28 protein-coding genes and 1 tRNA gene are annotated in these 26,100 nt (G+C 64.3%); 14 read left to right on the top strand and 15 right to left on the bottom strand.

Annotated features, from left to right (window positions below):
* The first annotated feature begins 4 nt into the window (after positions 1–4).
* Positions 5–676: a sulfotransferase family 2 domain-containing protein gene (locus GR167_RS19095; RefSeq protein WP_160975335.1), complete on the top strand. Its 672-nt coding sequence runs from the start codon at positions 5–7 to the stop codon at positions 674–676.
* 271 nt (positions 677–947) lie between these two features.
* Here the strand turns inward: GR167_RS19095 and GR167_RS19090 are convergent, their stop codons facing one another.
* The 7 genes from GR167_RS19090 to GR167_RS19060 form a co-directional block, all read right to left on the bottom strand.
* Positions 948–3,155 carry a 3-hydroxyacyl-CoA dehydrogenase NAD-binding domain-containing protein gene (locus GR167_RS19090; RefSeq protein WP_160975334.1) on the bottom strand — a complete coding sequence of 736 codons (2,208 nt, stop codon included), beginning with the start codon at positions 3,153–3,155 and terminating at the stop codon, positions 948–950.
* An 18-nt stretch (positions 3,156–3,173) separates the two neighbouring features.
* Entirely contained in the window at positions 3,174–4,385 is a 1,212-nt protein-coding gene (locus GR167_RS19085) for an acetyl-CoA C-acetyltransferase (protein WP_160975333.1), read from the bottom strand.
* 20 nt (positions 4,386–4,405) lie between these two features.
* Complete coding sequence (locus GR167_RS19080; protein WP_160975332.1) at positions 4,406–5,041, bottom strand: glutathione S-transferase family protein; 636 nt, start codon at positions 5,039–5,041, stop codon at positions 4,406–4,408.
* 157 nt (positions 5,042–5,198) lie between these two features.
* Positions 5,199–5,411, bottom strand: coding sequence for a hypothetical protein (locus GR167_RS19075; RefSeq protein WP_160975331.1), 213 nt, complete (start codon positions 5,409–5,411; stop codon positions 5,199–5,201).
* A gap of 106 nt (positions 5,412–5,517) precedes the next feature.
* Complete coding sequence (locus GR167_RS19070; protein WP_160975330.1) at positions 5,518–7,296, bottom strand: acyl-CoA dehydrogenase C-terminal domain-containing protein; 1,779 nt, start codon at positions 7,294–7,296, stop codon at positions 5,518–5,520.
* 24 nt (positions 7,297–7,320) lie between these two features.
* Positions 7,321–7,722 carry a MerR family transcriptional regulator gene (locus GR167_RS19065; protein ID WP_160975329.1) on the bottom strand — a complete coding sequence of 134 codons (402 nt, stop codon included), beginning with the start codon at positions 7,720–7,722 and terminating at the stop codon, positions 7,321–7,323.
* Positions 7,723–7,967: 245 nt separating this feature from the next.
* Entirely contained in the window at positions 7,968–8,345 is a 378-nt protein-coding gene (locus tag GR167_RS19060) for a MerR family transcriptional regulator (protein ID WP_160975328.1), read from the bottom strand.
* A 116-nt stretch (positions 8,346–8,461) separates the two neighbouring features.
* Here GR167_RS19060 and GR167_RS19055 point away from each other — a divergent pair, with 116 nt between their 5' ends.
* Genes GR167_RS19055 through GR167_RS19045 form a run of 3 tightly spaced genes read left to right on the top strand, consistent with a single transcriptional unit; the run spans position 8,462 to position 10,720 of the window.
* A complete protein-coding gene (locus tag GR167_RS19055) occupies positions 8,462–8,884 on the top strand; it encodes a PaaI family thioesterase (RefSeq protein ID WP_160975327.1) in 423 nt (140 codons plus the stop codon).
* A complete protein-coding gene (locus GR167_RS19050) occupies positions 8,884–9,393 on the top strand; it encodes a PaaI family thioesterase (RefSeq protein WP_160975326.1) in 510 nt (169 codons plus the stop codon). The genes GR167_RS19055 and GR167_RS19050 overlap by 1 nt, the downstream gene beginning before the upstream one ends.
* On the top strand, positions 9,386–10,720 hold the full coding sequence (locus GR167_RS19045) for an MATE family efflux transporter (protein ID WP_160975325.1): 1,335 nt from the start codon (positions 9,386–9,388) through the stop codon (positions 10,718–10,720). The genes GR167_RS19050 and GR167_RS19045 overlap by 8 nt, the downstream gene beginning before the upstream one ends.
* A 60-nt stretch (positions 10,721–10,780) precedes the next feature.
* On the opposite strand, the gene arsC is transcribed toward GR167_RS19045, so the two are convergent.
* Genes arsC through GR167_RS19030 form a run of 3 tightly spaced genes read right to left on the bottom strand, consistent with a single transcriptional unit; the run spans position 10,781 to position 12,506 of the window.
* Positions 10,781–11,116, bottom strand: a complete 336-nt coding sequence (arsC, locus tag GR167_RS19040) for an arsenate reductase (glutaredoxin) (protein ID WP_160975324.1) — start codon at positions 11,114–11,116, stop codon at positions 10,781–10,783.
* On the bottom strand, positions 11,113–12,171 hold the full coding sequence (locus GR167_RS19035; RefSeq protein WP_160975323.1) for a quinone-dependent dihydroorotate dehydrogenase: 1,059 nt from the start codon (positions 12,169–12,171) through the stop codon (positions 11,113–11,115). The genes arsC and GR167_RS19035 overlap by 4 nt, the downstream gene beginning before the upstream one ends.
* Positions 12,168–12,506, bottom strand: a complete 339-nt coding sequence (locus GR167_RS19030; protein WP_160975322.1) for a DUF952 domain-containing protein — start codon at positions 12,504–12,506, stop codon at positions 12,168–12,170. The genes GR167_RS19035 and GR167_RS19030 overlap by 4 nt, the downstream gene beginning before the upstream one ends.
* 119 nt (positions 12,507–12,625) lie before the next feature.
* On the opposite strand from GR167_RS19030, the gene GR167_RS19025 reads away from it, so the two are divergent.
* Positions 12,626–14,188 carry a bifunctional metallophosphatase/5'-nucleotidase gene (locus GR167_RS19025; RefSeq protein WP_160975321.1) on the top strand — a complete coding sequence of 521 codons (1,563 nt, stop codon included), beginning with the start codon at positions 12,626–12,628 and terminating at the stop codon, positions 14,186–14,188.
* Between the two features lie 74 nt (positions 14,189–14,262).
* On the opposite strand, the gene GR167_RS19020 is transcribed toward GR167_RS19025, so the two are convergent.
* Positions 14,263–14,811, bottom strand: a complete 549-nt coding sequence (locus GR167_RS19020; RefSeq protein ID WP_160975320.1) for a cysteine hydrolase family protein — start codon at positions 14,809–14,811, stop codon at positions 14,263–14,265.
* Between the two features lie 78 nt (positions 14,812–14,889).
* Here GR167_RS19020 and GR167_RS19015 point away from each other — a divergent pair, with 78 nt between their 5' ends.
* On the top strand, positions 14,890–15,825 hold the full coding sequence (locus tag GR167_RS19015; RefSeq protein ID WP_235916058.1) for a GlxA family transcriptional regulator: 936 nt from the start codon (positions 14,890–14,892) through the stop codon (positions 15,823–15,825).
* Positions 15,826–15,859: 34 nt separating this feature from the next.
* Here GR167_RS19015 and GR167_RS19010 read toward each other — a convergent pair whose 3' ends face one another.
* A complete protein-coding gene (locus GR167_RS19010) occupies positions 15,860–16,636 on the bottom strand; it encodes a hypothetical protein (RefSeq protein ID WP_235916056.1) in 777 nt (258 codons plus the stop codon).
* A 174-nt stretch (positions 16,637–16,810) separates the two neighbouring features.
* On the opposite strand from GR167_RS19010, the gene GR167_RS19005 reads away from it, so the two are divergent.
* From GR167_RS19005 to GR167_RS18980, 6 genes are all read left to right on the top strand, one after another.
* Entirely contained in the window at positions 16,811–17,116 is a 306-nt protein-coding gene (locus tag GR167_RS19005; RefSeq protein WP_160975318.1) for a DnaJ family domain-containing protein, read from the top strand.
* Between the two features lie 302 nt (positions 17,117–17,418).
* Positions 17,419–18,117, top strand: coding sequence for an energy-coupling factor ABC transporter ATP-binding protein (locus GR167_RS19000; protein ID WP_160975317.1), 699 nt, complete (start codon positions 17,419–17,421; stop codon positions 18,115–18,117).
* Complete coding sequence (locus GR167_RS18995; RefSeq protein ID WP_160975316.1) at positions 18,098–18,697, top strand: CbiQ family ECF transporter T component; 600 nt, start codon at positions 18,098–18,100, stop codon at positions 18,695–18,697. The genes GR167_RS19000 and GR167_RS18995 overlap by 20 nt, the downstream gene beginning before the upstream one ends.
* Before the next feature lie 31 nt (positions 18,698–18,728).
* Complete coding sequence (locus GR167_RS18990; RefSeq protein ID WP_160975315.1) at positions 18,729–19,268, top strand: biotin transporter BioY; 540 nt, start codon at positions 18,729–18,731, stop codon at positions 19,266–19,268.
* A 182-nt stretch (positions 19,269–19,450) separates the two neighbouring features.
* Entirely contained in the window at positions 19,451–19,768 is a 318-nt protein-coding gene (locus tag GR167_RS18985) for a 2Fe-2S iron-sulfur cluster-binding protein (protein ID WP_160975314.1), read from the top strand.
* Positions 19,769–19,875: 107 nt separating this feature from the next.
* Positions 19,876–19,949 (top strand) — tRNA-Gly (locus GR167_RS18980).
* Between the two features lie 5 nt (positions 19,950–19,954).
* Here GR167_RS18980 and GR167_RS18975 read toward each other — a convergent pair.
* Positions 19,955–20,578 carry a LysE family translocator gene (locus GR167_RS18975; protein ID WP_160975313.1) on the bottom strand — a complete coding sequence of 208 codons (624 nt, stop codon included), beginning with the start codon at positions 20,576–20,578 and terminating at the stop codon, positions 19,955–19,957.
* On the bottom strand, positions 20,571–21,035 hold the full coding sequence (locus tag GR167_RS18970) for an Lrp/AsnC family transcriptional regulator (protein ID WP_160975312.1): 465 nt from the start codon (positions 21,033–21,035) through the stop codon (positions 20,571–20,573). The genes GR167_RS18975 and GR167_RS18970 overlap by 8 nt, the downstream gene beginning before the upstream one ends.
* Positions 21,036–21,268: 233 nt before the next feature.
* Here GR167_RS18970 and GR167_RS18965 point away from each other — a divergent pair, with 233 nt between their 5' ends.
* Both GR167_RS18965 and GR167_RS18960 read left to right on the top strand, forming a co-directional pair.
* Positions 21,269–23,065 carry an ABC transporter transmembrane domain-containing protein gene (locus GR167_RS18965; RefSeq protein ID WP_160975311.1) on the top strand — a complete coding sequence of 599 codons (1,797 nt, stop codon included), beginning with the start codon at positions 21,269–21,271 and terminating at the stop codon, positions 23,063–23,065.
* Between the two features lie 169 nt (positions 23,066–23,234).
* On the top strand, positions 23,235–25,118 hold the full coding sequence (locus GR167_RS18960) for an acyl-CoA synthetase (protein ID WP_160975310.1): 1,884 nt from the start codon (positions 23,235–23,237) through the stop codon (positions 25,116–25,118).
* A 47-nt stretch (positions 25,119–25,165) separates the two neighbouring features.
* On the opposite strand, the gene GR167_RS18955 is transcribed toward GR167_RS18960, so the two are convergent.
* A complete protein-coding gene (locus GR167_RS18955) occupies positions 25,166–26,077 on the bottom strand; it encodes a LysR substrate-binding domain-containing protein (protein WP_160975309.1) in 912 nt (303 codons plus the stop codon).
* Between the last annotated feature and the right edge of the window lie 23 nt (positions 26,078–26,100).

Raw genomic sequence — 26,100 nt, 5'->3', positions numbered from 1 at the left:
CGCCATGTTCATTTCCCACGGGCGGCAATACATCTTCATCCACATCCCCAAGACCGGTGGCACCTCGATGGCGCTGGCGCTGGAGGAGCGCGCGAAGAAGGACGATATATTGATCGGCGATACGCCCAAGGCGGCGAAACGGCGGCGGAGGTTCCGGGAGGCGGATACGCGCGGGCGGTTGTGGAAACATTCCACCCTGGCCGATATCGAAGGGCTGGTCGGCGCCGACGAGGTCGAGCGCTATTTCACCTTCACCATGGTGCGCAATCCCTGGGACCGGGTAGTGAGCTATTATCACTGGCTGCGCGATCAGAGCTTCGATCACCCGGCGGTGACGCTGGCGCGGGGCGAGGATTTCAGCGGCTTCCTGAGCCACCCGCAAACCTGGCGGTCGCTGCAGGAAAGCCCGGCGCGGTCCTACATGACCGATGCGCGCGGCAACGAGGTGTGCGACCTTTATATCCGGCTGGAACGGGCCGAGGAGGACGCGGCGCCGCTGGTGGATCACCTGGGGTTCGAGCTGGATTTGCCGCGGGTGAATGCGTCGGCGCGGCAGGTGGATTATCGCCGCTATTACAGCGACACCGACGCGGCGTTTCTGGCCGATATCTGTGCCGAGGATATCGCGCGGTTCGGGTATTCGTTTGATCCGGTGGATATGCGCGCCGTGATTTGAACAGGGGGGCAAACCACCTCTTCTAATAATCGCACAAAACCCGGAACAGCGGCGCTCGCGCCGCCCGGGCAGCGCCCGACCGCCCCCCGGGCGGGCGCTTTTTCACTGTCTGCACAATCTAGGAACGTTGGAAGTGGCGGCCTGATAAACTGCCAGTCACTCCCGTTTGCGCGCCCACCCGCGGCCGGGCGCTGCCCTCCGTTCCTCTGTACCCCCAAAAGAAAAGCGCGCCCCCGAAGGGACGCGCTGAACTTTTCCGCTGGGCGCTGGCTTACGCCGCCGCCTTTTCCTGCTTGCCGAAGCGGCCATAGAAGGTCTGACCCTTCTCGCCCATTTCGCGCAGCAGCGCCGGGCAGGCGAACCGCTCGCCATAGGCCTCGGTCAGCTGATCGCAGCGTTCGGCGGCGTAGGGCGTGCCGAGGATGTCGAGCCAGCTGAACGGGCCGCCCGACCACGGCGCGAAGCCCCAGCCCAGGATCGCGCCGACATCGCCTTCGCGGATGTCTTCCAGCACGCCTTCTTCCAGCGCGCGCACCGCTTCGAGCACCTGCGAGAACATCAGGCGGTGCTGCACCTCGATCAGGTCGGGCTGTTCCTCGGCGACCGGGCATTTTTCGGCCAGGCCTTCCCAGAAGCCCTGACGCTTGCCCTTTTCGTCGTAGTTATAGAAACCCGCCTGCGACTTGCGGCCCAAGCGGCCTTCGTCGACCATCGAGAACATCAGGTCGTCCACCGGCTTCATGTCGGCCGGATAGGCATCGCCCATCGCCGCCTTGGTCGCCTTGGCGATCTTCACGCCGAGATCGAGCGAGGTTTCATCGACCAGCTGCAGCGGACCCAGCGGCATGCCGAGCTGTTTCGCCGCGTTTTCGATCAGCGCCGGTGCGACGCCTTCGGCCACCATCCGCGCGCCTTCGTTCAGGTAGGGGATGATGCAACGGTTGGCGTAGAAGAACCGCGCGTCGTTGACCACGATCGGGGTCTTGCGGATCTGGCGCACGTAATCGAGCGCCTTGGCCACGGCCCGGTCGCCGGTTTCCTTGCCCTTAATGATTTCCACCAGCAGCATCTTCTCGACCGGCGAGAAGAAGTGGATGCCGATGAACTGCTCGGGACGGGACGATGCCTTGGCCAGGCCGGTGATCGGCAGGGTCGAGGTATTGGAGGCGAAGATGCAGTCCTCGGGGATCACCGCTTCGACATTCTTGGTCACCTCGGCCTTGATGCCCGGGTCTTCGAACACCGCCTCGATGATCAGGTCGGCGTCTTTCAGCGCGTCGTAATCGGTGGTGGCGGTGATCAGGGACAGGATCTGTTCCTTCTTCTCCGCCGTCGCCTTGCCGCGCTTGATACCCTTGTCCATGTAGGTCTCGGTATAGGCCTTGCCCTTGTCGGCGGCTTCCTGTTTCTGGTCGATCAGCACCACCTCGATCCCGGCCATGGCGGAAACAAGCGCGATGCCCGCGCCCATCATGCCCGCGCCCAGAACGCCGACTTTCTTGACCGACTGGTCCGCAATGCCCTGCGGGCGCACCGCGCCTTTTTCCAGCGCTTCCTTGTTGAGGAACAGCGACCGGATCATCGCCGAGGACGACGGGTTCATCAGGATATGGGTGAACCAGCGCGCTTCGACCTTCAGCGCGGTGTCGAACGGCACCATCGCGCCTTCATAGACCGCCGAAAGCAGGGCCTTGGCCGCCGGGAAGGCGCCGTTGGTGTTGGCGTTGACCATGGCCGAGGCGCCGACGAAGGTCTGGAAACCGGCCGGGTGATAGGGCGCGCCGCCGGGCATCTTGTAGCCCTTGGCATCCCACGGCTTCACCAGATCGGCATCCTTGGCGTTCAGCACCCATTCCTTGGCCGCGGCGACCGGATCGTCGGCCACTTCGTCGATGATGCCCGCGCCCTTGGCTTTCTTCGGATCGACCAGCTTGCCCTGCAACAGGAAGGGCGACGCCGCCATCGCGCCCAGCTTGCGCACCAGGCGGGTGGTGCCGCCCGCGCCGGGGAAGATGCCGACCATGATTTCCGGCAGGCCGATCTTGGCCTTGGGATTGTCGGCGGCAAAGATGCGGTGGGTCGACAGCGGCAGTTCCAGACCGATGCCGACGGCGGTGCCGGGCAGGGCGGCCGCGATCGGCTTGCCGCCTTTCTTGGTCTTGAAATCCATCCCCGCCAGTTCGATTTTCCGCAGCAGCGCGTGCATCTGCATGATGCCGTCGAACAGGCCCTGCGCCGGGTTGTCACCGGCCGCGGATTTCATGTCGGCCAGCACGTTCAGGTCCATGCCGCCGGCGAAGTCCTTCTTGCCCGACGTGATCACGATGCCCTTGACGGTCTCGTCCGCCAGCGCCGCGTCGATCAGATCGCTCAGTTCGATCAGAGCTTCGCCGCTCATCACGTTCATCGATTTGCCGGGGCAGTCCCAGGTGACGACGGCGACGCCGTCGGCGTCTTTTTCCATGGTGAAATCAGTCATGTCTCTCACTCCCCCGGGTTACACACGTTCGATGATGGTTGCGGCGCCCATGCCGGACGCGATGCACAGCGTGGCCAGACCCAGTTCCTTGTCGGTCCGCTCCAGCTCGTCCAAGAGCGTGCCGATGATGATCGCGCCGGTGGCCCCCAGCGGGTGGCCCATGGCGATCGAGCCGCCGTTGACGTTGACCCGCGCGGGATCGACGTCGAAGGCCTGCTGGAAGCGCAGGACGACGGCGGCGAAGGCTTCGTTCACCTCGAACAGGTCGATATCGCCGACGGTCAGGCCGCTTTCGGCCAGGATCTTCTGCGTTGCCGGAACCGGGCCGGTCAGCATGATGGTCGGATCGGTGCCGATCTTGGCGGTGGCGCGGATGCGGGCGCGCGGTTTCAGGCCGTATTTCTTGCCGAATTCCGCGTTGCCGACCAGAACACCGGCCGATCCGTCGACGATGCCCGAGGAGTTCCCGGCATGGTGGACGTGGTTGATCTTGTCCAGATGCGGGTATTTCAGCATCGCCACCTTGTCGAAGCCCGGCATCACTTCGCCCATGTCCTTGAACGACGCCTTCAGCGCGCCAAGCGTCTGCATGTCGGTGCCGGGGCGGAGGAATTCGTCGTGATCCAGGATGGTCAGCCCGTTCACGTCGGTCACCGGGATGATCGACTTTTCGAACCGGTTGGCATCCCAGGCGGCCTTGGCGCGTTTCTGGCTTTCCACCGCCAGCGCGTCGACCTGATCACGGCTGAAGCCGTATTCGGTGGCGATGATGTCGGCGGAAATGCCCTGCGGCACGAAATACTGATCCAGTGCGACGGTGGGATCGACGGCCATGGCGGCGCCGTCGCTGCCCATCGGCACGCGGCTCATCATTTCCACGCCGCCGGCGATATAGGCCTCACCGGCCCCGCCCTTGACCTGGTTGGCGGCCAGGTTCACCGCTTCCATGCCCGAGGCGCAGAACCGGTTGATCGCCAGGCCCGGGATCGATTCATCGAGGTCCGAGGCCAGAACGGCGGTGCGCGCCAGGCAGGCGCCCTGTTCCATCACCTGGGTGACGTTGCCCCAGATCACGTCCTCGACCGCGTGGCCGTCCAGGCCGTTGCGGTCCTTCAGCGCGTTCAGCACGGTTGCGGACATCCGCACCGAGGTCACTTCGTGCAGGCTGCCGTCGGGGCGGCCCTTGCCACGCGGGGTGCGCACGGCGTCATAAATATAGGCGTCGGTCATCTCATGCCTTCCTTTTCGTTTCAGGCCCGGTCGGCTGGCGAGCCGGGCATCAGGTCATAGGGGTGTTTCCAACCGGGCTGGTCGCTGATGTTGCTCAGCCAGCGGTCGATATTGGGCCATTGGGCGCGGTCGAACCCGAAGGGTTCGGGGTAATAGAGGTAGCCACAGCAGGAAATGTCGGCATTGGTGATGCCGTCGCCCACGATCCAGTCGCGGCCCTCAAGGTGCTTTTCCAGCGTCTTGTAGGCGGCTTTCAGGCGGCCCTGCATGAAGGGGATCACTTCGGCCGGGCGCTTGTCCTCGGGCAGGAAGTTCATGAGGAAACGGGTCATGCCTGCTTGCGAGCTGAGCTTGTGATTGTCCCACAGCACCCACCGCAGGACTTCGTATTTTTCGTCCTGGCTGGTGCCGCCGAACTTGCCGGACTTGTCGGTGACATATTGCTGGATCACGCCCGACTGGCTGAGTTTCACATCGCCGTCCACCATCACCGGCGCTTCGCCCATTTCGTTGATTGCCAGGTATTCGGGGCTGCGCGCCGCGCCGCCGAAGAAATCTACGAACACCGGTTCCCAGTCCAGCCCGGAAAGCTGCAGCGCCAGCGCTGCCTTGTAGGAATTGCCGCTTTCGCCGAAGCAGTAGAGTTTGATCGTCATGTCGGGGTCCTCCTCAGTTTGTCCGTCCCGGGGCCAATCCCGGCGCGGTCTTCCCCCAAAAGATGTGCGCATCGTCTGGGTGCGTCCACAGTTCCGCTACGACCCTTTCGGTGCAAATTCCGGTGATCGTTGCGTCAACTCCGGCCCTCCGTTCCGGTCAGCGCTTGCGCGCGTCCAGCGTCGAATTGAACAGCCGCAGCTTGTGGCCGAAATTCTCGTGATCGATGATCCCGTCGAAATTCTCGAAGATGAAGGAAATCGCCTCGCCCTCGTCCAGACCGGCCTCCGCCGCGAATTTCTTCAGCCGCCGATAGGCGTCTTCGGTCATCGCGATCGGCATGCGCCGGGTCAGTCGGAAACGTTTGGGCATGTTGTCCTCCTTGCCGGGGTCAACCGGCGCGCATCCCCTGCGCGCCGGCGCCGCGAGTGGGGCATAACCCCCTGTCGGCTGGTAAGGCGCGGGTTGTCCCCCGCGCTCAGAACTGGTCGGCGTCCAGCGCCATTACCGGATCGGCGCCGCTGTTGATGCGGGCCAGGTGCATCCCGGTCGCGGGCAGGCGGCGCGCCATGTAATAGCGCCCGGTTGCCAGCTTGGTTTCATAGAACGCCTTGTCCGACGCGCCCGCATCCAGCGCTTCCTGCGCCGCCTTGGCCATCTGCGCCCACATCAGGCCGAGGCAGACATGACCGAACAGGTGCATGAAGTCATAGGACCCCGACAGCGCCGCGTTGGGGTTCTTCATGCCATTCTGCATGAAGAACATGCCGGCGGCCTGCAGATCCTTGGACGCCTGTTTCAGCGGCTCGAGGAAATCGGCTTTCAGCGCTTCGTTCTCGGAATTGTCCTTGATGAAGTTTTTCACCAGGTCGAAGAAGGCCATCACGTGCTTGCCGCCGTCCTGGGCCAGTTTCCGGCCCACCAGGTCGAGCGCCTGAACGCCGTTGGCGCCCTCGTAGATCATCGCGATACGGGCGTCGCGGGTGAACTGCGACATGCCCCATTCCTCGATGTAGCCGTGACCGCCATAGACCTGCTGCGCCTGCACCGTGGCCTGGTAGCCTTCGTCGGTGAGGAAGCCCTTGACCACCGGGGTCAGCAGGCTGATCAGCCCGTCGGCATCCTTGTCGCCCAGACGGTGCGACCGGTCGATCATCATCGCGCCCCACAGCATGAAGGCGCGGGCGCCCTCGATGAAGCTTTTCTGATCCATCAGGTTGCGGCGGATGTCGGGGTGCACGATCAGCGGATCGGCCGGCCCGTCGGGGTTCTTGACGCCGGTCACGTCGCGGCCCTGCAGCCGGTCCTTGGCATAGATCAGCGCGTTCTGATAGGCGGCTTCGGCCTGGGCCAGGCCCTGCATGCCGACGCCGATACGCGCTTCGTTCATCATGGTGAACATGGCGCGCATGCCCTTGTGTTCCTCGCCCAGCAGGAAACCGGTCGCCTCGTCATAGTTCATGACGCAGGTGGAATTGCCGTGGATGCCCATCTTTTCTTCGATCTTGCCGCAGCTCACGCCGTTGCGCGCGCCGGGGGTGCCGTCTTCGTTCACCATGAACTTGGGCACGATGAACAGCGACACACCCTTGATGCCGTCGGGGCCGCCGGGGATCTTGGCCAGCACCAGGTGGATGATGTTGGACGACATTTCGTGTTCGCCCGCCGAGATGAAGATCTTCTGGCCGGAAATTTTGTAGCTGCCGTCACCCTGCGGGACCGCCTTGGTGCGCATCAGGCCCAGGTCGGTGCCGCAATGCGGTTCGGTCAGGTTCATGGTGCCGGTCCATTCGCAGCTGACCATGTTGGGCAGGTAGGTGTTCTTCTGCTCGTCGCTGCCATGCGCCAGGATGGCCGAGGCCGCGCCGTGGGTCAGGCCCTGATACATGGTGAAAGCCTGGTTGGCCGCGCTGAACATTTCGCCGGTCGCGGTGGCCACCACGTAAGGAAGGCCCTGACCGCCGAAATCTTCCGGCATGTCGAGCCCGGTCCAGCCGCCTTCGCGGACCTGGTCGAAGGCTTCCTTGAACCCGGTCGGCGTGCGCACCACGCCGTTTTCCAGCACGCAGCCCTCGGTGTCGCCGACCACGTTCAGCGGCGCCAGCACTTCAGACGTGATCTTGCCCGCTTCCTCCAGAACCGCCGAGGTGAAATCGGCCTCAAGATCGGAATAGCCGGGAATATCCGACTCGCTGATCTTCAGAAGATCGTGCAGCACGAACTGCATGTCCTTGGTGGGGGCGGTATAGCTGGGCATGTCTTTCTTCCTCTCAGGCCACCGTCATTCGGCGGCTTTTTTCTGCAGGCGGAGCGAATCGATCATCTTTTCGCCCCATTTCATCTGTTCCTTGAGATCCTCGATGGCTTTGTTCAGCTCATCGCGCTGTTCCTCCATGTCGCGCAGGCGGTCCTGGGCGACGTCAAAGGTGCGGCTCAGCTGGGTCAGCTGCGCGTCACCCATGTTGTAGAGGTCCAGCAACTGGCGGATCTCTTCGAGGCTGAAGCCGAACCGCTTGCCCCGCAAAATCAGTTTCAGCCGCGCCCGGTCGCTGCGGGTGAACAGGCGTTTCTGACCCTCGCGGATCGGAAACAGCAATTCCTTGGCCTCGTAGAAGCGCAAGGTGCGCGGGGTTACCTGAAATGCATCGCACATTTCACGGATCGTCATGGTTTCTTCGGTCATATTATCGCTCGCGGATTGCATCACCGATCAAAGTTTCGACCTCTGGCCGGTGGTTACTACAGTGGTTTACGTTTACGTAAGTGGTACGTCACGTCACTTCTATGCTTGACGTAAGATCAACTTAGGTCACCTTAGCAAAGCGAAAATTCTTTTCGAGCGAAAATTTCGATTATTTGGTCAAAAAAACGAAAGGCCGGGAAAACCCGGCCTTTTCATGCTGATTTTTCGGCAAAATCACATGATTGTCATGCCATGGACTTCAGCGCGGCGAGGGTTTCGTCGCGCGACTGGGTCAGTTCTGCGATCGACTCGTCCAGCTGGCGGCGCTGTTCGGTCAGTTCCGCCAGTTGCCGTGTCGAGCTTTCGACCCAGGCTTCCATCTGCGCTTTCGATCCTTCCTGATCATAGATCAGCAGCCACTGGCGCATCCCTTCCAGCGAATAGCCCCATTTGCGGCCGCGCAGGATCAGCGTCATCCGGGCAACTTCGCGCGGGCCGTAAAACCGTGCCCTGCCTTCGCGGTCGGGCTGCAGCAGTTCAATATATTCGTAATATCTCAGGGTGCGCGGGGTCACATCGAACTTGGCGCACATTTCCTTGAATGACAGTCGTGTATCAGGCATTAGCTCGCTCCCTTGGCGCCTAGGGTAGGATCAAGATTTGACGAGGGCAACCGGGGCTCTTGCGGTTTCGACCCAATGGAGCCCATAAACGTTACGTGAAAAATCAGGAGCGGTTGATGTCGGTCGATCAGACGAAAATGGCGCAGCAATTCATTGCCGCCATTCCCCATTCCAAGGAACTGGGGATGCAATATACCGAGGTGGGCGAAGGCTTTGCCGCGATGCAGATGCCATATGACACCCGCTTCATCGGCGACCCGCAGACCGGGGTGATTCACGGCGGCGCTGTCTTTGCCCTGCTCGATACCACTTGCGGTGCGGCGGTGATGAGCCACCCCAAGATGAAGGGCCATACCGCCACGATCGACCTGCGCATCGATTACATGCGCCCCGCCACCCCCGGCCAGACCATCCGCACCCGCGCCACCTGTTATCGGATGACCCGTTCGGTCGCCTTCGTGCGGGCCGAGGCGCTGGACGACAACGACGAAAATCCGGTCGCCAGCGCCACCGGGACCTTTACCGTGGGGGGCAACTGATGGGCCGCAAACCGATGGAACCCGTGCAGGTGGTCAAGCAGCGCCGCGATGCCGCGCTTAACGCGCTGGTCAATGGCGTGCCTTATATCCAGTTCCTCGGCATCCAATTCGACCGCCGCGGTGACGAGCTGACCGCGGTGATGCCATTCAAGGAAATGCTGATCGGCAACCCGATGCTGCCGGCGATCCACGGCGGCGCGACGGCGGCGTTCCTGGAAATGACCTCGATCATCGGGCTGAGCTGGTCGATCCTGTGGGAAAAGATCGAAAGCGGCGAAATCGATGCCGATACCCTGGTTGCGGGCAACATGCCCAGCTTGCCGAAGACCATCGATTTCACCGTCGATTACCTGCGCTCGGGCTTGCCGCGCGACGCCTATGCGCGGGCGCGGGTGAACCGGTCGGGGCGGCGCTACGCAAGCGTTCACGTCGAGGCCTGGCAGGACAATCGCGGCCGCCCCTTCGCCCAGGCGACCGGGCATTTCCTGATGCCGCAAAGCGATGGCTGAGGCCGCCGCGCCGCGCCAGGTCACGCATAAAAGGGTGCTGAAGATCGCCCTGCCCATCGTGTTGTCGAACGCCACCGTGCCCTTGCTGGGCGCGGTCGATACCGGCGTGGTGGGGCAGATGGGGCAAGCCGCGCCGATCGGCGCGGTGGGGGTGGGCGCCATCATGCTGACCGCGATCTACTGGATGTTCGGGTTCCTGCGCATGGGCACGACCGGGTTGGTCAGCCAGGCCCATGGCGCCGGGCAGACCGGCGAGGTCGCGGCGCTGCTGACCCGGGCCCTGCTGATCGCCTGGACGGCGGGTTTGGCCATCATCGCGCTGCAGCTGCCGATCTTCGGCTTTGCCTTCTGGGTGTCGCCCGCCACGGCGGAGGTCGAGGCGATGGCGCGCGATTACATGCAGATCCGCGTGTTCAGCGCTCCGGCGGCGATTTCGATCTACGGGATCACCGGCTGGCTGATCGCGCAGGAACGGGCGCGTTCGATGTTCGCGATCCAGCTCTGGATGAACGGCATGAACATCGTTCTGGACCTGGTTTTCGTGCTGGGGTTCGATTGGGGCGTGCAGGGGGTGGCCTGGGCCACCTTCCTGTCGGAATGGAGCGCCTTCGGCCTCGGCCTGTGGCTGTGCCGCGGCGCCTTCAACGTGCCGGCCTGGCGCGACTGGCCACGGGTGTTCGACGGCGAACGGCTGCGCCACATGATGGCTCTGAACGGCAATATCCTGATCCGCTCGGCGCTGTTGCAGGTGATGTTCCTGTCCTTCGTGATGCTGGGGTCCGATTTCGGCGATGTGACGCTGGCGGCGAACCAGGTTCTGCTGCAGTTCCTCTATATCACCGCCTACGGGATGGACGGGTTCGCCTTCGCGGTCGAGGCTCTGGTCGGCCAATACATGGGCGCGCGCGATCCCGCGCGGATGCGTCGCGCCGCGCTGCTGTGCAGTTTCTGGGGGCTGATGGTGGGGCTGCTGATGATGGCGGTGTTCGCTGTCGCGGGCGGTACGATAATCGACATCATGACCACCGCCGAACCGGTCCGGGCCGAAGCGCGGGTGTTCCTGGTCTACATGGTGCTGGCGCCGCTCACCGGTGTTGCCGCCTGGATGTTGGACGGGATCTTCATCGGCGCCACCGGCGGGCGCGACATGCGCAACATGATGGTGGTCAGCTTCGTCGTCTATCTGATTGCGCTGGCTGTGCTTTTGCCGATCTTCGGAAATCATGGCCTGTGGATATCCCTGTTGATATCCTTCGTCGCACGGGGCGTGACGCTGGGCCTGCGCTACCCTTCGCTGGAACGCCGGGCGATGGCTGTGGGGGGCTGATTTCCACAGGTTTCGGCCTGTGGATAAGTTGTGGAAAACGGCGTCTGGACGCCGTTTCTGTCAGAGAATCTCCAGCACCGCCTCGGGCGGGCGGCCGATGGCGGCCTTGCCATCCGAAAAAACGATGGGACGTTCGATCAGGACAGGATTTTCCGCCATCGCGGCGATCAAAGCCTCGTCATCATCGCTTTTGGACAAGCCGAGTTCCTTGAAATGCGCCTCTTTCACCCGCATCATGTCGATGGCTTTCACCCCCAGCATGTCGCGGGCGGCGCGGATTTCATCCGCGCTCGGCGCGTCTTCGAGGTATTTGCGGATGGTGACGCCGCGATCCTCGATCAGCGCCAGGGTCTGACGCGATTTCGAACAGCGCGGATTGTGCCAGATGGTGATCACAGCCAGTCCTCCCGTTTGGTGCCCACGGCTTCGGCCACGGTGCTGAAACCGTCGCGGTCCAGCAGCCGGTCCAGCCCGCGGGCGATCTCCGCCCCCAGACTCAGCCCGTGATAGATCAGCGCGGTGTAAAGCTGCACCGCCGAGGCGCCTGCGCGGATCTTGGCATAGGCGTCCTCGGCGCTGGAAATGCCGCCGACGCCGATCAGCGGCAGCCGCCCGTCGAGCCGCTGCGACAGCTGCGCCAGAACCCGGGTGGATTTTTCGAACAGCGGCGCGCCGGACAACCCGCCGGCCTCATTCGCGTGCGGCCCGTGCAGCCCAATCCGGTCCAGCGTGGTGTTGGTGGCGATGACGGCATCGATGCCGGTGGACAGCGCCACCTCGGCGATGTCGCCGATTTCCGCCTCAGACAGATCGGGGGCGATTTTCAGGAACACGGGGATCGGTCGTTCCAGCGCGTTGCGCGCCTCGATCACACCCGACAACAGCCCGGTCAGCGCCGCCGCGCCCTGCAGGTCGCGCAGTTTTTCGGTATTGGGCGAGGACACGTTGACGGTGGCGAAGTCCAGATGCGCGCCGCAATGGGCGAGGACGCGGGCGAAATCTCCGGCGCGGTCGTCGCTGTCCTTGTTGGCGCCGAGGTTCAGCCCCAGCACCATGTCGCGCGGGCGCTTGGCCAGCCGCGCGCCGATCGCCTCCATGCCGTCATTGTTGAAGCCGAACCGGTTGATCGCGGCGCGGTCTTCGGACAGGCGGAACAGGCGGGGTTTCGGGTTGCCCGGCTGCGGCCGGGGGGTGGCGGCGCCGACCTCGACGAAACCGAAACCGGCCCGCGACAGCGGCAGCAGCGCGCTGGCATTCTTGTCGAACCCGGCGGCCAGCCCGACCGGGTTGGCCATGTTCAGCCCCGCGACCCTGGTGCGCAGCCGGGGCGAGGTGACCAGGCCGGGCAGCGGCGCGGCCCCCAGTTGCAGCGCCTTGATCGCCAATCCATGCCCGGTTTCCGGGTCGATCCGGTGCAGCGCGGCCAGCCCGATCTTTTCGATCAGCTTCATAGCACCCCCTCGGGAAACTGGTGTTCGCCCTCGAACAGCGGCAGCGGTTTCGACCACAGCACATCCTCGAAGCGCAGCTTGCGGTAAAGATGCGGGAACGGCGCGCCGCCGCGCGACACTTCCCATTTCAGCGCCGCGCCCAGGGCCTCGCTTTCCAGCGCCAGCAGCACCAGATCGTCCTCGCCCTCGAAATGCTTCGCCGCCGTTTCGGCCACCTGTTCGCCGGTGGAAAAATGCACGAATCCATCGGCGACATCGACGGGGGCGCCGTCGGTTTCGCCATGGTCGACCAGGTCCTGCCATTCATCGGCGCGGAATATCTTGAAAATCAGCATATGCGCTCTGTGCCCTCAACCTGACCTCTGGTCAAGCGCCAGAACCTTCACGCGAAGTTTGACAAAGCCATGCCATTGCAATCAGCATCGTCATATTTCGATCATTAGGAGGGTTTCCCATGTTTGTTCGAATTCTGACCGGGGCCGCCGCATTGGCGCTGACCTCGGGGATGGCGATGGCGGATTACACGCTGCACGTGATCCACATCAACGATATGCACAGCCGGATCGAACCGATCAGCAAATACGATTCGACCTGCAGCACCGAGGACAATGCCGAGGGCAAATGTTTCGGCGGCGTGGCGCGTCTGGCCACCATGATCGGTCAGCTGCGCAAGGACCTGGCGGGCGAAAACGTCATCGTTCTGGATGCCGGCGACCAGTATCAGGGGTCGCTGATGTACACGACCTACAAGGGCGACGTGGAAGCCGAATTCATGAACAAGATCGGGTTCGACGTCATGGCAGTGGGCAACCACGAATTCGACGATGGCGATGCCGGTCTGCTGAAGCTGATCGAAAACGTGTCCTTCCCGGTGATTTCCGGCAATATCGACGTCAGCAGCACCAAGCTGCTGGTGGGCAAGGTCGCCAATCACACCGTTCTTGAGGTGGGCGGCGAAAAGATCGGCATCATCTCGGCGCTGGCCACCGATACCGCCGAAACCGCCAGCCCCTCGGACGCGGTCATTTTCACCGACGAGGTCGAAAGCCTGCAGCACGATGTCGCCACGCTGACCGACCAGGGCGTGAACAAGATCATCGCGCTGACCCATGTCGGCGTGACCAAGGATTTGTCCATCGCTGAAAAGGTCGACGGTCTGGACGCCATCGTCGGCGGCCATTCGCATACGCTGTTTTCCAATACCGAAGAGGGCGCGATGGCCTACCCGACCATGGTCGGCGACGTGCCGGTGGTGCAGGCCTATGCCTATTCGAAATATGTCGGCCACCTGGTGCTGACCTTCGATGACGCGGGCACGTTGAAATCGGCCAGCGGCGACACGATCGTGCTGGACGGGTCGGTCGCCGAAGACCCGGCCATCGTGGCGCGGGTGGCCGAACTGGCCGGCCCGATCGAGGAAATGAAGACCCGCGTGGTGGCGGAATCCTCGGCAGAAATCGTCGGCAGCCGCGACGTTTGCCGCGCGATGGAATGCCCGATGGGCAACCTGGTGGCCGATGCGATGCTGGACCGGGTGAAGGATCAGGGCATCCAGATCGCGATCCAGAACGGCGGTGGTCTGCGCGCGTCGATCGACGCCGGCCCGGTCACCATGGGCGAGGTTCTGACCGTGCTGCCGTTCCAGAACACGCTGTCCACCTTCGAGGTCACCGGCGCGACGATCAAGGAGGCGCTTGAAAACGGCGTCAGCCAGATCGAAGAGGGCGCAGGCCGCTTCCCGCAGGTGGCGGGCATGACCTTCACCTTCGACGCATCGCAGCCCGCGGGCAGCCGGATTTCCGACGTGATGGTCGGTGGCGAGCCGCTGGTCATGGACAAGGTCTATGGCGCGGTGTCGAACAACTACGTGCGCAACGGCGGCGACGGCTACAAGATGTTCCGCGACGCGTCGAACGCCTATGACTACGGCCCCGACCTGGCCGATGTCACCGCCGAGTTCCTAGCCAAGAACGGCGCCTATGCGCCCTATACGGACGGTCGCATCAAGGCGAAATAAGAGCGGGATCATCCCGAAAACAGAACGCGCGCGGGGTTCCGCGCGCGTTTTTCATTGCCGGTAGGGGGCGGGCGTCAGACCAGCGCCAGCACATCCTGCGTCGTCATCACCTTGGCATAGGACGCCGCCAGCGGCGCCATGAAGGCGGCCTGCACCATTTCGGGCGGCACGGTGACGCCGCCGAAAGCGGCCTCTTTCGCGCCGCAGGCGTCATGCGGCAGGATCACCTTGAAGCCGTGATCCACCGCCGCCCGGGTGGTGGCGTCGATGCACATCTGACTTTGCGCGCCGCAGATGATCAGCGTGTCGATCCCGGCCTCGCGCAGCAGGTCCAGCAGCCCGGTTTCGAAGAAACTGTTGGGCCGGTGCTTGGTCAGCACGGGTTCGTTGCCGATCGGGGCGACGCGGGGATGAATTTCGGCGCCTTCGGTTCCGGGCTGGAAAAACGGCGCACCGAGCGGGGTTTCGTGGCGGATATGAACGACGCCCAGGCCCGAGGCGCGGGCGTGGGCCAGCAGCAGCGCGGCGTTTTCGGCGACCTCGTTCATCAGCGCCACGGGCCATGCCCCGGCGGCGAAGTAATCGTTCTGGATATCCACGAGGATCAGGGCGGTTTTGCTCATTGTCGGCTCCTTACCAAATTCTGCAGGTTTTATGCCCCCGCTTGACCTGCGGGCCGATTGGCGAATATGACCAATGCTATGCAGAATCCGCCAAATTCCGATCACAGTATCGCGCTGGTGAATTATCCCGGCGCGCAGGCCGCTGCGCTTTATGGGCTGGGCGACCTGTTCGCCGTCGCCAACCGCTATGCCGAGGGGCAGGGCCGGATCGCGGTGACGACACTCGCCGACCCGGTCGAACAACGCTTCGACGCGATTGTGTTCCCGCCTAGCCTGGAAGGCGCGCGCGGCGCCGCCGATCACCCGCTGGCGCTGTGGGCGGCGGATCAGCACCGGCGCGGCGCGCGGGCCTGTTCGGTCTGCGCCGGGGCGTTCTGGCTGGGCCATGCCGGATTGCTGGAAGGCCGCCCCGCCACGACGCATTGGGCGCTGGAAGAAGAATTCCGCGCCGCCTTTCCCGGTGTCCGGCTGATCCCCGAATCGATCCTGGTCGACGACCACGACATCGTGACGGCGGGTGGGTTGATGGCCTGGCTCGACCTGGGGCTGTTCCTGGTCGGGCTGTGGGGCGGGCCGCATATGGTGTCGCGGGTGGCGCGGCATCTGCTGGTCGATCCGTCGGGCCGCGAGCAGCGCAATTACCGCAGCTTCCGGCCCCGGCGGCAGCATGGCGACGCCGCGGTGCTGCAGGTCCAGACCTGGCTGGAAACGCAGGCCGGCGAGGCGGTGACGGTCGACGACATGGCCCGGCGGGCGGGGCTGAGCACGCGCACCTTCCTGCGCCGGTTCCAGTCGGCGACCGGGCTGGCGCCCTCGGCCTATCTGCAGCAGCTGCGGGTGGAAAAGGCGCGCGGGTTGCTGGAACGCAGCCGCCTGCCGGTGTCGCAGATCGCCTGGGACGTCGGCTATGCAGATCCGTCGGCCTTTGCCCGCGTGTTCAAAGCGGTGACGGGCCTGCCAGCAGGCGATTACCGGCGCCGTTTCGGGTTGTCGAACATGGTGGAGGAAGGCTAACGGGCAGCCCCCGCCGCGGCGGGGGCTTTCCGGGTCAGGGCAGGGAGATTTCGCGGATGTAGACCGGGACGGTCATCACCGCCATGACCTTTTCGGACCCATCGAATATGGCCGAGAAACGCTCGGACGAAGACGAAAAACTCACGTCACCGTTCAACGGTTTGCCAAGCCCCTCGCTCAAGGCAAGATCGACCAGTTGCTGGTAGCGGTAGATACGCGAAAAATCCGGTTTGGCGGCGGAATAGGGGTTGAGTTCCCCCGGGGCCCAGTTCGGCGTACCGGTGGTATAATTCAGCGAAAAAGCGATTTCACCGCCGCCTTCGGGACGTATGACCCAGTTTTCGGAATGCTTGCGTCCCGGTGCGCCGGTGCCCTCCAGAACGCGCGTGCGCGATATATCGGCCGCGACGGCATTGCTGTAGGGGTCGGACGCGGGATTTGTCGTCACGAGGCTGAGAACATACATGCGCACGTTGTTGCCTTCGGTTTCCTTGCCAAGGCCGACGACAGCAGCAGCCAGGCGGGTGGCAGGATCGGTTGGTTTGCCGTCGGGATCGCGGGCGAGGTGTTGATCGATCAACCCGACCATCAGGTTGGCGCCTTTCATCGGCCCGTTGGGGAAGGGGATCGACGTCCAACCTTCCGGCATCAGGGCGTTTATCCCGTCGCTATTGGCCGACAGCCCGATCAGAACCCGGCTGTCTATATTCGATCCGACAGGTGTTTCCGCTGCCGCCGATAAGGCGCTGAGGGTCAGGAGCGCGACAAGAAAAGCGCCCATTCGAGTTTTGAGTGAAGGAAGAAAAGTCATTTTGGAACACCTCTCGCTGAGGAAAAAATGGTGCGCCAAGCTAGCAACGGGAAAAGGGGCCGTATTTGATCTGGGGCATTGACTTCGGGCGCGTTGGGGGATTCCCGCCCCAGGGGGCGACGTATGGGGTCCGATCCTCTTTGCCACTGCGAAAAGGCAGGTTACACTGAATCCATGGACCACCCGCTGATCGACCTGATAAATGCCAAGATCGCCAAGGCCGAGGCCGAGGGCGCCTTCGACAATCTCGAAGGGGCAGGAAAACCCTTGCCCGAATGCGACGACCCGGAAAACGCGCTGTTGAACCGGCTGGTGAAGGAAGCGGGCGGGGTGCCGGAATTCGTCAGCCTGTCGCGCGAATTGCAAAAGCTGCGCGAGGAATTGCGCGAAACCGGCGATCGCAGCCGCCGTCACGACATCCTGAAGGAAATGTCGATGATGGAAGCGAAGATCGACATCGCGCGCAAAGCCTACCGCTGACCACAGCCCCCGGCCGGATCAAAAAAAGACCGCGCGATGAAACGCGCGGCCAGTCTACGGGGAGATACCGATCCCGCCGCGGCCAGGGAGGAGGATAAACCACCGCGGCAAGCTTGTGCTTGAGGGATCAATCATCTGTATTTTAATCATACGGACAAAATGCGCTTTTGTTTAGGCGCCGCGGTGCGGGTCCTATCGCATCGCTTGTTTGCCGGGGGTTTTGGCTGTATGCCCCTCGGCCAATGAAACGGACGGGGCGCGCCGCCATGCAGCAGCCAGCATCGGAAAAATGCAGCGTATGTATGCGCGACCTGTCCTATGCCCGGGACGGGCATCAGGTGTTTTCCGGGCTGAACCTGGACCTGGCGGATCACCGCGTCGGCATCATCGGGCGCAACGGGTCGGGCAAGACGCAGATGGCGCGGCTGATCGCGGGGCTTGCCGCACCGGATGCGGGCGCGGTTACGGTGGGCGGGGTCGAGGTCGCCAAGGACCGCAAGGCGGCGCTGTCGACCGTGGGCATCCTGTTCCAGAACCCCGACCATCAGATCATTTTCCCCACCGTGGGCGAGGAACTTGGCTTCGGCCTGACCTCGCAGGGATTGGACAAGGCGGCGGCGCGGGACAAGGCGCAGGACATCCTGGCGCGGTTCAACCGCCCCGGCTGGTATGACCGGCCTGTCTATGCGCTGAGCCAGGGCCAGCGGCACCTGGTCTGCCTGATGGCGGTGCTGGTGATGGCGCCGAAGCTCATCGTGCTGGACGAACCCTATTCCGGGCTCGACCTGGCGACGACGGTGCGGCTGGGCCGTTACCTCGATGCGCTCGACCCGGGGCTGATCCATATCACCCACGATCTGCACAGTATCGGCGGATACGACCGGGTGATCTGGCTCGATCAGGGCGAGGTCCGCATGGATGGTGTGCCGGGCGATGTGCTGCCGGCTTACGAGGCCGAGATGCGCGACAGGGGAGGCCGCGATGATTTCGCTGACCTCTGAATACCGCACGCCCTATCACGCGCTTCCCGCCGCGGCGAAGCTGCTGGCTTTGTGCCTGTTCACCTTCGCGGTCTTCTACCTCGACAGCGTCGGCGTGGCGCTGGCGGTGACCGGGGCGGTGGCGCTGGCCTATGGCATCGGCGGCGGGCGCTTCGCGCGGCAGGGGCTGCGGATGATGCGGCCGGTATTCTGGATGGCGCTGATCATCCTTGCCTACCACCTGGCGATCGGCGAATGGGCCGGGGGGCTGGTGATCGTGCTGCGGCTGATCGCGGCTGTGGGGCTGGCCAACCTGGTGACGATGACGACGCGGCTTGACGATATGCTGGCGGTGGTCGAACGCGGGCTGGCGCGGATCGGCGTGTCAGAAAGGGCGCGGCGGCGGCTGGCGCTGTCGGTGGCCTTGGTGATCCGCTTCACCCCGGTGCTGGCGCAGAAGGGCGCGCGGCTGATCGAAGCCTGGCGCGCGCGCAGCGTGAAACGGCCCGGATGGCGGTTGCTGCTGCCGCTGGCCCTGCTGGCGGTGGACGATGCCGACCGGGTGGCCGAGGCGCTGAAGGCGCGCAGCGGCGGATTGTGATAGACTGACGGAATACCGAGGAGGACCATAGATGGAACGCAACCTGACCCAGATCGCCCTGTTCGCCGCGCTGATCGCGGCGCTTGGGCTGATCCCGAAATTCAGCCTGGCGAGCGGCGTGCCGATTTCGGCGCAATCGCTGGGCATCATGCTGTGCGGCACGGTGCTGGGCGCCAAGCGCGGCACGCTGGCTGTTCTGCTGTTCCTGGGCCTGGTGGCGCTTGGCCTGCCGCTGCTGGCGGGCGGGCGCGGGGGCCTGGGCGTGTTCAGCGGCGTGACCGTGGGATACCTGGCCGGCTTCGTCGCCGGGGCCTTCGTCACCGGGCTTCTGGCGCAGATGTGGCGCGGCCGGGGCGGTTGGATCCTGCCGTCGGTGGCGGCGCTGGTCGGCGGCGTGGTGGTGATGAATATCCTCGGCATTATCGGCATGGCGTGGAAGCTGGACAAGACGCTGGCCGAGGCGACGGTGCTGGCGCTGCCCTTCGTGCCGGGCGATTTGTTGAAATGCGTTCTGGCCGGGCTGATCACCCAGGCGCTGCAAAAGGCGCGTCCGGGGCTGCTGCAGGCCTGAACGGCACCTGAGCGAGACATGGAACGGGGCCCGGCGGGCCCCGTTTTCGTTTGGGTTGAAGGGGTTGTGAGGTAACATCGAATTTCTCGATCCAGATTATGCAATCCATCGCATTGTTGAATGCCCTTGTTTGCCTATGTTCCGACGCGATCCCCAAAGGGGGCGGCATGAACGGAGGACACATGACCAAGATCACCTTTATTCAACCCGATGGCAGCGAAAAGCAGGTCGAGGCCACGGACGGGCTGAGCCTGATGGAAACGGCGGTGAACAACGGCGTCGAGGGCGTCACCGCCGAATGCAACGGGTCGCTGGCCTGCGCCACCTGCCACGTGGTCCTGCCGCCGGAACTGTTCGCCAAGCTGGGCCTGCCCGAGGATCACGAGGACGACATGCTGGATTTCGCCGAATCCGGGCGGGAGAGCTGCAGCCGCTTGTCCTGCCAGGTGACGGTGTCGGCAGAACTCGACGGGGCGGTGATCCGGGTGCCGGGCGCCTGATCGCCACCGGGGCAGGGCGGCGCAAAGCCGGGGGCGCAATCGGCAGAATTGGCCCCCGAGCGGCCTTGACCTCAAAATTCCGATGGCATAGGAAGAGGCCCTGTTGAGCGGGCGTTGTGTAGTGGTAAGACCTTAGCCTTCCAAGCTAATGACGCGGGTTCGATTCCCGCCGCCCGCTCCAGTTTCTTACCCCCCGAAAATCGCACCGATGGCCAAGCCGAGCCCCCAGACGATCAGGATCGTGCCCGCGATCAGGTCGAGCCATCGCAGCGTGTCCGCCGCGATCTTGGCCCGCGCCCAAAGCGCGGCATGGACCAGGATCAGCCACCACAGCGCCGATCCCAGAAACACCCCGATCACCAGCCAATAGGCCGCATGCGGCGCGTTTCCGGCCGCCGCGCCAAGCGCCGCGATCATGCCGGTGAAGGCGAGGATCGTGGCCGGGTTGGACAGGGTCAGCAGATAGGTCGACCCGAAGGCGCCGAGCACCGATTTGGCGGGCGGGGCGGCGGCCTCCTCGGGCCGGTCGGCGAAGAAGCCGCGCAGCGTCATCAGCCCCAGCCAGGCGATCAGCAGCCCGCCGAACAGCTGCATCGGCGTGGCGTAGCGGGTCAGCAGACCGGTCGCCGACACCCCGGCCGCCACCAGCAAACCATAGGTGCCGTCCGCCGCCGCCGCGCCGAAGCCGGTGGCCAGCCCCGCCGCGCGGCCCTGGGCGACGCTGCGCCGGATGCACAGCAATCCGATGGGACCGACCGGTGCAGCGATGGCCAGGCCGATGCCCAGACCTTTCAGAAATACCTCAAGCATCGGGGATCTCCTTCAACGCGATGGCGGGGGTTTCCTTGGCGGTGTCCAGCGTGATGATGCTTTCGGTGCGCGACACGGCGGGCAGCGGTTTCACCACATCCGACAGGAAGCTCTGCAGGGCGCGGGTATCGGCCAGCCGCAGTTTCATCAGATAGGAATGCGGGCCACTGATATGGTGCAGTTCCTGCACCTCGTCGCGCGCGGTGAGCGCCGCCACCGCGTCGGATTCGCCCTCGAAATCCATGTCGATCAGCACGAAGGCACACAGATCGGCGCCGAACAATTCGGGCGACAGCGCCGCGTGCCAGCCCCGGATCGCGCCGTTCGTCGACAGCCGCCGGATACGTTCATTCGCCGCCGAAACCGACAGCGACACGGCCTGCGCGACCTCGGTACTGGAGGCGCGGGCGTTTTCCTGCAGCAGGGCGCAGATTTTGCGGTCGATGGCATCAAACATGGGATCAATTCCGGTGAAACGTGATTTGTGCGATACTATTTGCTGATTCTCTGTGATTAATCAAGCCCAATTCCCGCGTGGCCCGTCCGCTGCCGCAAGGCTTGCGGCGATCCCCCCGTCGTGCCGCAAATCGGCCGGGGCGTCCGGTGCCGCAGGGCCGCGACAGTCGCGCTGCTTGCCCCGGGGGCGCGTGTCGCATAAACCCGGTCGCGCAGGACAGGAAAGGAACGCCGATGGCCCGGAGCCCGATCACGGTCAATGAAGAGCGCGAGAAATCCAAGAAAGTCGGGGCGCTTCGCGAGCTCTGGCCGTTTCTGAACCCCTATAAATGGATGGTCTTCGGCGCCGGTCTAGCGCTGGTGCTGACCGCCAGCGTGTCGCTGACCCTGCCCTTGGCGGTGCGCCGGGTGGTGGACAATTTCAGCGGCGCGGATGGCGTTCTGCTGGATCAGTATTTCGGGGCGGCGATGGCGCTGGCGGCGCTGCTGGCGGTGGGGACCGGGCTGCGCTACGCGCTGGTCACCCGGCTGGGCGAACGGGTGGTCGCCGATATCCGCAAGGCGGTGTTTGACCGCATCATCGGCATGAGCCCAGCCTTCTTCGAAAACATCATGACGGGCGAGGTGCTGAGCCGGATCACCACCGACACGACACTGATCCTGTCGGTGATCGGGTCGTCGATTTCGGTGGCCCTGCGCAACATGCTGATCGGGATTGGCGGGCTGGGGTTGATGCTGTTCACCTCGGCCAAGCTGACCGGGCTGGTGCTGCTGATCGTGCCGCTGGTGATCGTGCCGATCCTGACGCTGGGCCGCAAGCTGCGGACGCTGAGCCGGGAAAACCAGGACTGGATCGCGGCGAGTTCCGGCAACGCCTCCGAGGCGCTGCTGAGCGTGCAGACGGTGCAGGCCTTCACCAACGAATCCAGCGCGCGGGGCGATTTTGCCCAGGTGACCGAAGCCAGCTTTGGATCGGCCAAGCGGCGGATCACCACCCGCGCGATCATGACCGTGATCGTGATCTTCCTGGTCTTCGCGGGCGTTGTCGGCGTGCTGTGGATCGGGGCCAACGACGTGCGCGCGGGCAACATGAGCGCAGGCGCGCTGGTGCAGTTCGTGATCTATTCGGTGATGGTCGCCGGGTCGGTCGCCGCGCTGTCGGAAATCTGGGGCGAATTGCAGCGCGCGGCGGGGGCGACCGAACGGTTGGTCGAATTGCTGCGGGCCGAGGACAGCGTCGCCGACCCCGCCGATCCCGCGCAGGTGCCGACGCCGGTCAGCGGCCATATCCGCTTCGAAAACGTGGGCTTCCGCTATCCGACGCGGCCCGATGTGTCGGCGCTCGACGGGGTCGATCTGGATATCCGTCCGGGCGAAACCGTGGCGCTGGTCGGTCCGTCGGGGGCGGGCAAGACCACGATCATTCAGACCATCCTGCGGTTCTACGATCCGCAATCAGGGCGCATCCTGCTGGACGGGACCGACCTGAAGGACATGGCGCGGGCCGAGTTCCGCAAGCACCTGGCCTTGGTGCCGCAGGACCCGGTGATCTTCGCCACCAGCGCGCGCGAAAACATCCGCTTCGGCCGCCCCGGCGCCAGTGATGCCGAGGTCGAGGCCGCCGCCAAGGCCGCCGCCGCGCACGAGTTCATCATGAAGCTGCCCGAAGGCTATGAAGCCCAGGTTGGCGAACGCGGCGTGATGCTGTCGGGTGGCCAGAAACAGCGCATCGCCATCGCCCGCGCGATCCTGCGCGACGCGCCGGTGCTGCTGCTGGACGAAGCGACCAGCGCGCTGGACGCCGAAAGCGAACGTGCGGTGCAGGCGGCGGTGGACGAGCTGGCGAAAACCCGCACCACGATCATCGTGGCGCACCGGCTGGCGACGGTGAAGAAGGCCGACCGCATCGTGGTGATGGAAGACGGCCGGATCGTGGCGCAGGGCACCCATGACGAACTGGTGGCCGAGGGCGGGCTTTACGCCCGGCTGGCGCGGCTGCAGTTCACCGACGGGGCCGCCGACGCCGCCTGAGCTGACGCGAGGTCAGGCAGAATTATACCGGAAAAGGGCGCTGTTTGCGCCCTTTTTTCGATTTGACGTTGCGCAAGCATTCGGTCGCGCATCTTGTCTCTCCCTGAAAACCCTTACAAATTGACGGCCGAGGGATAACGGCCCACCGGGCCGACGGAGGGAGAACGCCATGACATTCGCGTCGATCGATGACACCATTGCCATTGAACAGGAAATGGCCTGGGAAGACCGCGATACGCCCAAGACGCTGTATCAGATGCTGACGCGGACCAAGGACATGCATGGCGACCGCAACGCGGTGACCTTCCAATTGCTGAGCGGCCCCAAGGACAAGGCCGAAACCCTGAGCTGGAACGAATTGCACGCCCGCACCTGCCAGGCCGCCAACATGTTCCGCGATCTCGGCATCGGCGAACAGGACGTGATCGCCTGCATCCTGCCCAACTGCAACGAAACCGTCCTGACCATCCTGGGCGGCGCCATCGCCGGGATCATCAACCCGATCAACCCGCTGCTGGAACCCGAACAGATCGGCGCGATCCTGCGCGAAACCAACGCCAAGGTGGTGGTGACGCTGAAAACCTTCCCGAAAACCGACGTGTCGCAGAAGACCGCCGAGGCGGTGCGTCACGCGCCGCATGTGCACACGGTTCTGGAAATCGACCTGAACCGCTACCTGACCCCGCCGAAAAGCTGGATCGTGCCGCTGGTGCGCCCCAAGGGCGAGGGCGGCAAACACCATGCCGACGTTCTGGATTTCAACAAGACGCTGGCGAAATACCCCCGCGCGCTGTCCTTCGCCGACGCGACAGGCGACCGGGTGGCGGCCTATTTCCACACCGGCGGCACCACCGGCATGCCGAAAGTGGCGCAGCACCGCTATTCCGGCATCGTCTTTAACGGCTGGCTGGGCGGCAGCCTGCTGTTCAGCCCCGAAGACAACGTGATCTGCCCGCTGCCGCTGTTCCACGTTTTCGCCTGCCACGTGATCCTGATGGCGGGGGTCTTCTCGGGCGCGCATATCGTATTCCCGACCCCGGCCGGCTATCGCGGCGACGGCGTGTTCGACAATTTCTGGAAACTGGTCGAACGCTGGAAGATCAGCTTCATCATCACCGTGCCCACCGCCATTTCGGCGCTGATGCAGCGCCCGGTGGATGCCGATGTCAGCTCGGTGAAGACCTCGTTCTCGGGCTCGGCGCCGCTGCCGCAGGAACTGTTCAACCGGTTCGAGAAAGCCACCGGCGTCACCATCGTCGAAGGCTACGGCCTGACCGAGGCGACCTGCCTGGTGTCCTGCAACCCGGTCGACGGGCAGAAGAAGGTCGGATCGGTCGGCATCCGCTTCCCGCATTCGGATGTGCGTATTTTCAAGGTCGTGGACGGCGAACCGGTCGAATGCGGTACCGACGAGGTGGGCGAGATCTGCGTGTCCAACCCCGGCGTCTGGGCCGGCAACACCTATACCGAGGAAGCGAAGAACAGGGACCTCTACCACCACGGCAAATACCTGCGCACCGGCGACCTGGGCCGGATCGACGGCGACAATTACATCTGGATCACCGGGCGCGCGAAGGATCTGATCATCCGCGGCGGTCACAATATCGACCCGGCCGAGATCGAAGAGGCGCTGCTGGCGCATCACGACGTCGCCTTCGCCGGCGCTATCGGGCAGCCCGACGCCCATGCCGGTGAAATCCCCTGCGCCTATGTCGAACTGGTCGAAGGGGCCAGCGTGACCGGGGCCGAGCTGATGGAGCATTGCAAGGTCCACGTGCACGAACGCGCCGCCCAGCCCAAACACGTCGAGGTGCTGGACGAGCTGCCGAAAACCGCCGTCGGCAAGGTGTTCAAGCCCGACCTGCGCAAGCGCGCGATCACCCGCGTCTACAACGCCGCGCTGGACGAGGCGAAGCTGAACGTGAAGGTGGTCGAGGTGATCGACGACAAGAAACGCGGCCTTGTCGCCCGGGTCGAACGCACCGGCGTGGTGCATGACGACGAGGTGGGTCATGTACTGGGCGCCTTCACCCGGCCCTGGGAATGGGTCTGATCCTGACCTGATCGAGCGATGACAGCGCGGCCCTTCGGGGCCGCGTTTCAGTTCGGGGCGGTTTGCGCGGCGTCCCGGTCGGCAAAGCCCAGCAGCCAGTCGCGCACCATCGCCGCCTTGGGCGACGCGCCGGGATGCAGCTTGATGTAGAAATCGCGCGGCGAGGCCAGTTCCTCGGGCCAGAGCTTCACCAAAGCCCCCGACGCCACAAGCGGCCCGGTCAGCCCGCCCCAGCCCAGCACCGCGCCCACCGCATCCTGCGCCGCCTGCAGCGCGATGACGTAATTGTTCACACGGTATCCGCCGCCCAGCGGCCCGTCATAGCCCAGGTCGCGGCACCAGTCGGCCCAATGGGTCCATTCGATCCCCGGCATGTCCATGTGGATAAGCGGCGTGCGGGCGAAATCCCCGATGGTTTCGATCCGGTGCTTGGCGGCGAAATGCGGGCTGCCAAGCGCCGCGATCCGGTCGCGGAACAGCAGCCGCACATCGCCGCTGTCCTGCTCGATCCGCCCGTAATTGATGCTGAGATCGCAGGCGGGCGCGTGATCGGGGAAATCGGTGACGTTCTGCGACACCGGGATGTGCGGGTGGGTTTGCCAGAATTCCGCCAGTTTCGGCGCCAGCCAGAGCGAGCTGACAGCGGTCGAGGCGCGGATGGTGACCGTGGCGCTGGCCGCGTCCGAGCGCAGCTGCGCCACGGCGTCGGAAATCCCTTCGAACCCCCGTTGCAGTGCGACCAGCAGGTAGGCCCCGGTTTCGGTCAGCTCCACCCCGCGATGATTGCGGCGGAACAGCTGCTGGCGCAGCTCGGTTTCCAGCGCCTTGACCTGGTGGCTGACCGCCGCCGGGGTGACGTTCAATTCCTGCGCGGCGGCCTTGAAGCTGACATTGCGCGCGGCGGCCTCGAAACTGACAAGGGCGCTCATCGGGGGCAGGTTGTAGGGGCGCTGTGCCATAGGCGGATTGTCCCGTGCCGGGT

It is taken from the genome of Thalassovita mangrovi, from assembly GCF_009857745.1.
GTDB lineage: Bacteria > Pseudomonadota > Alphaproteobacteria > Rhodobacterales > Rhodobacteraceae > Thalassobius > Thalassobius mangrovi.
The sequence above is the reverse complement of the archived record's forward strand: the minus strand, read 5'-3'. Positions and strand labels throughout refer to the sequence as shown.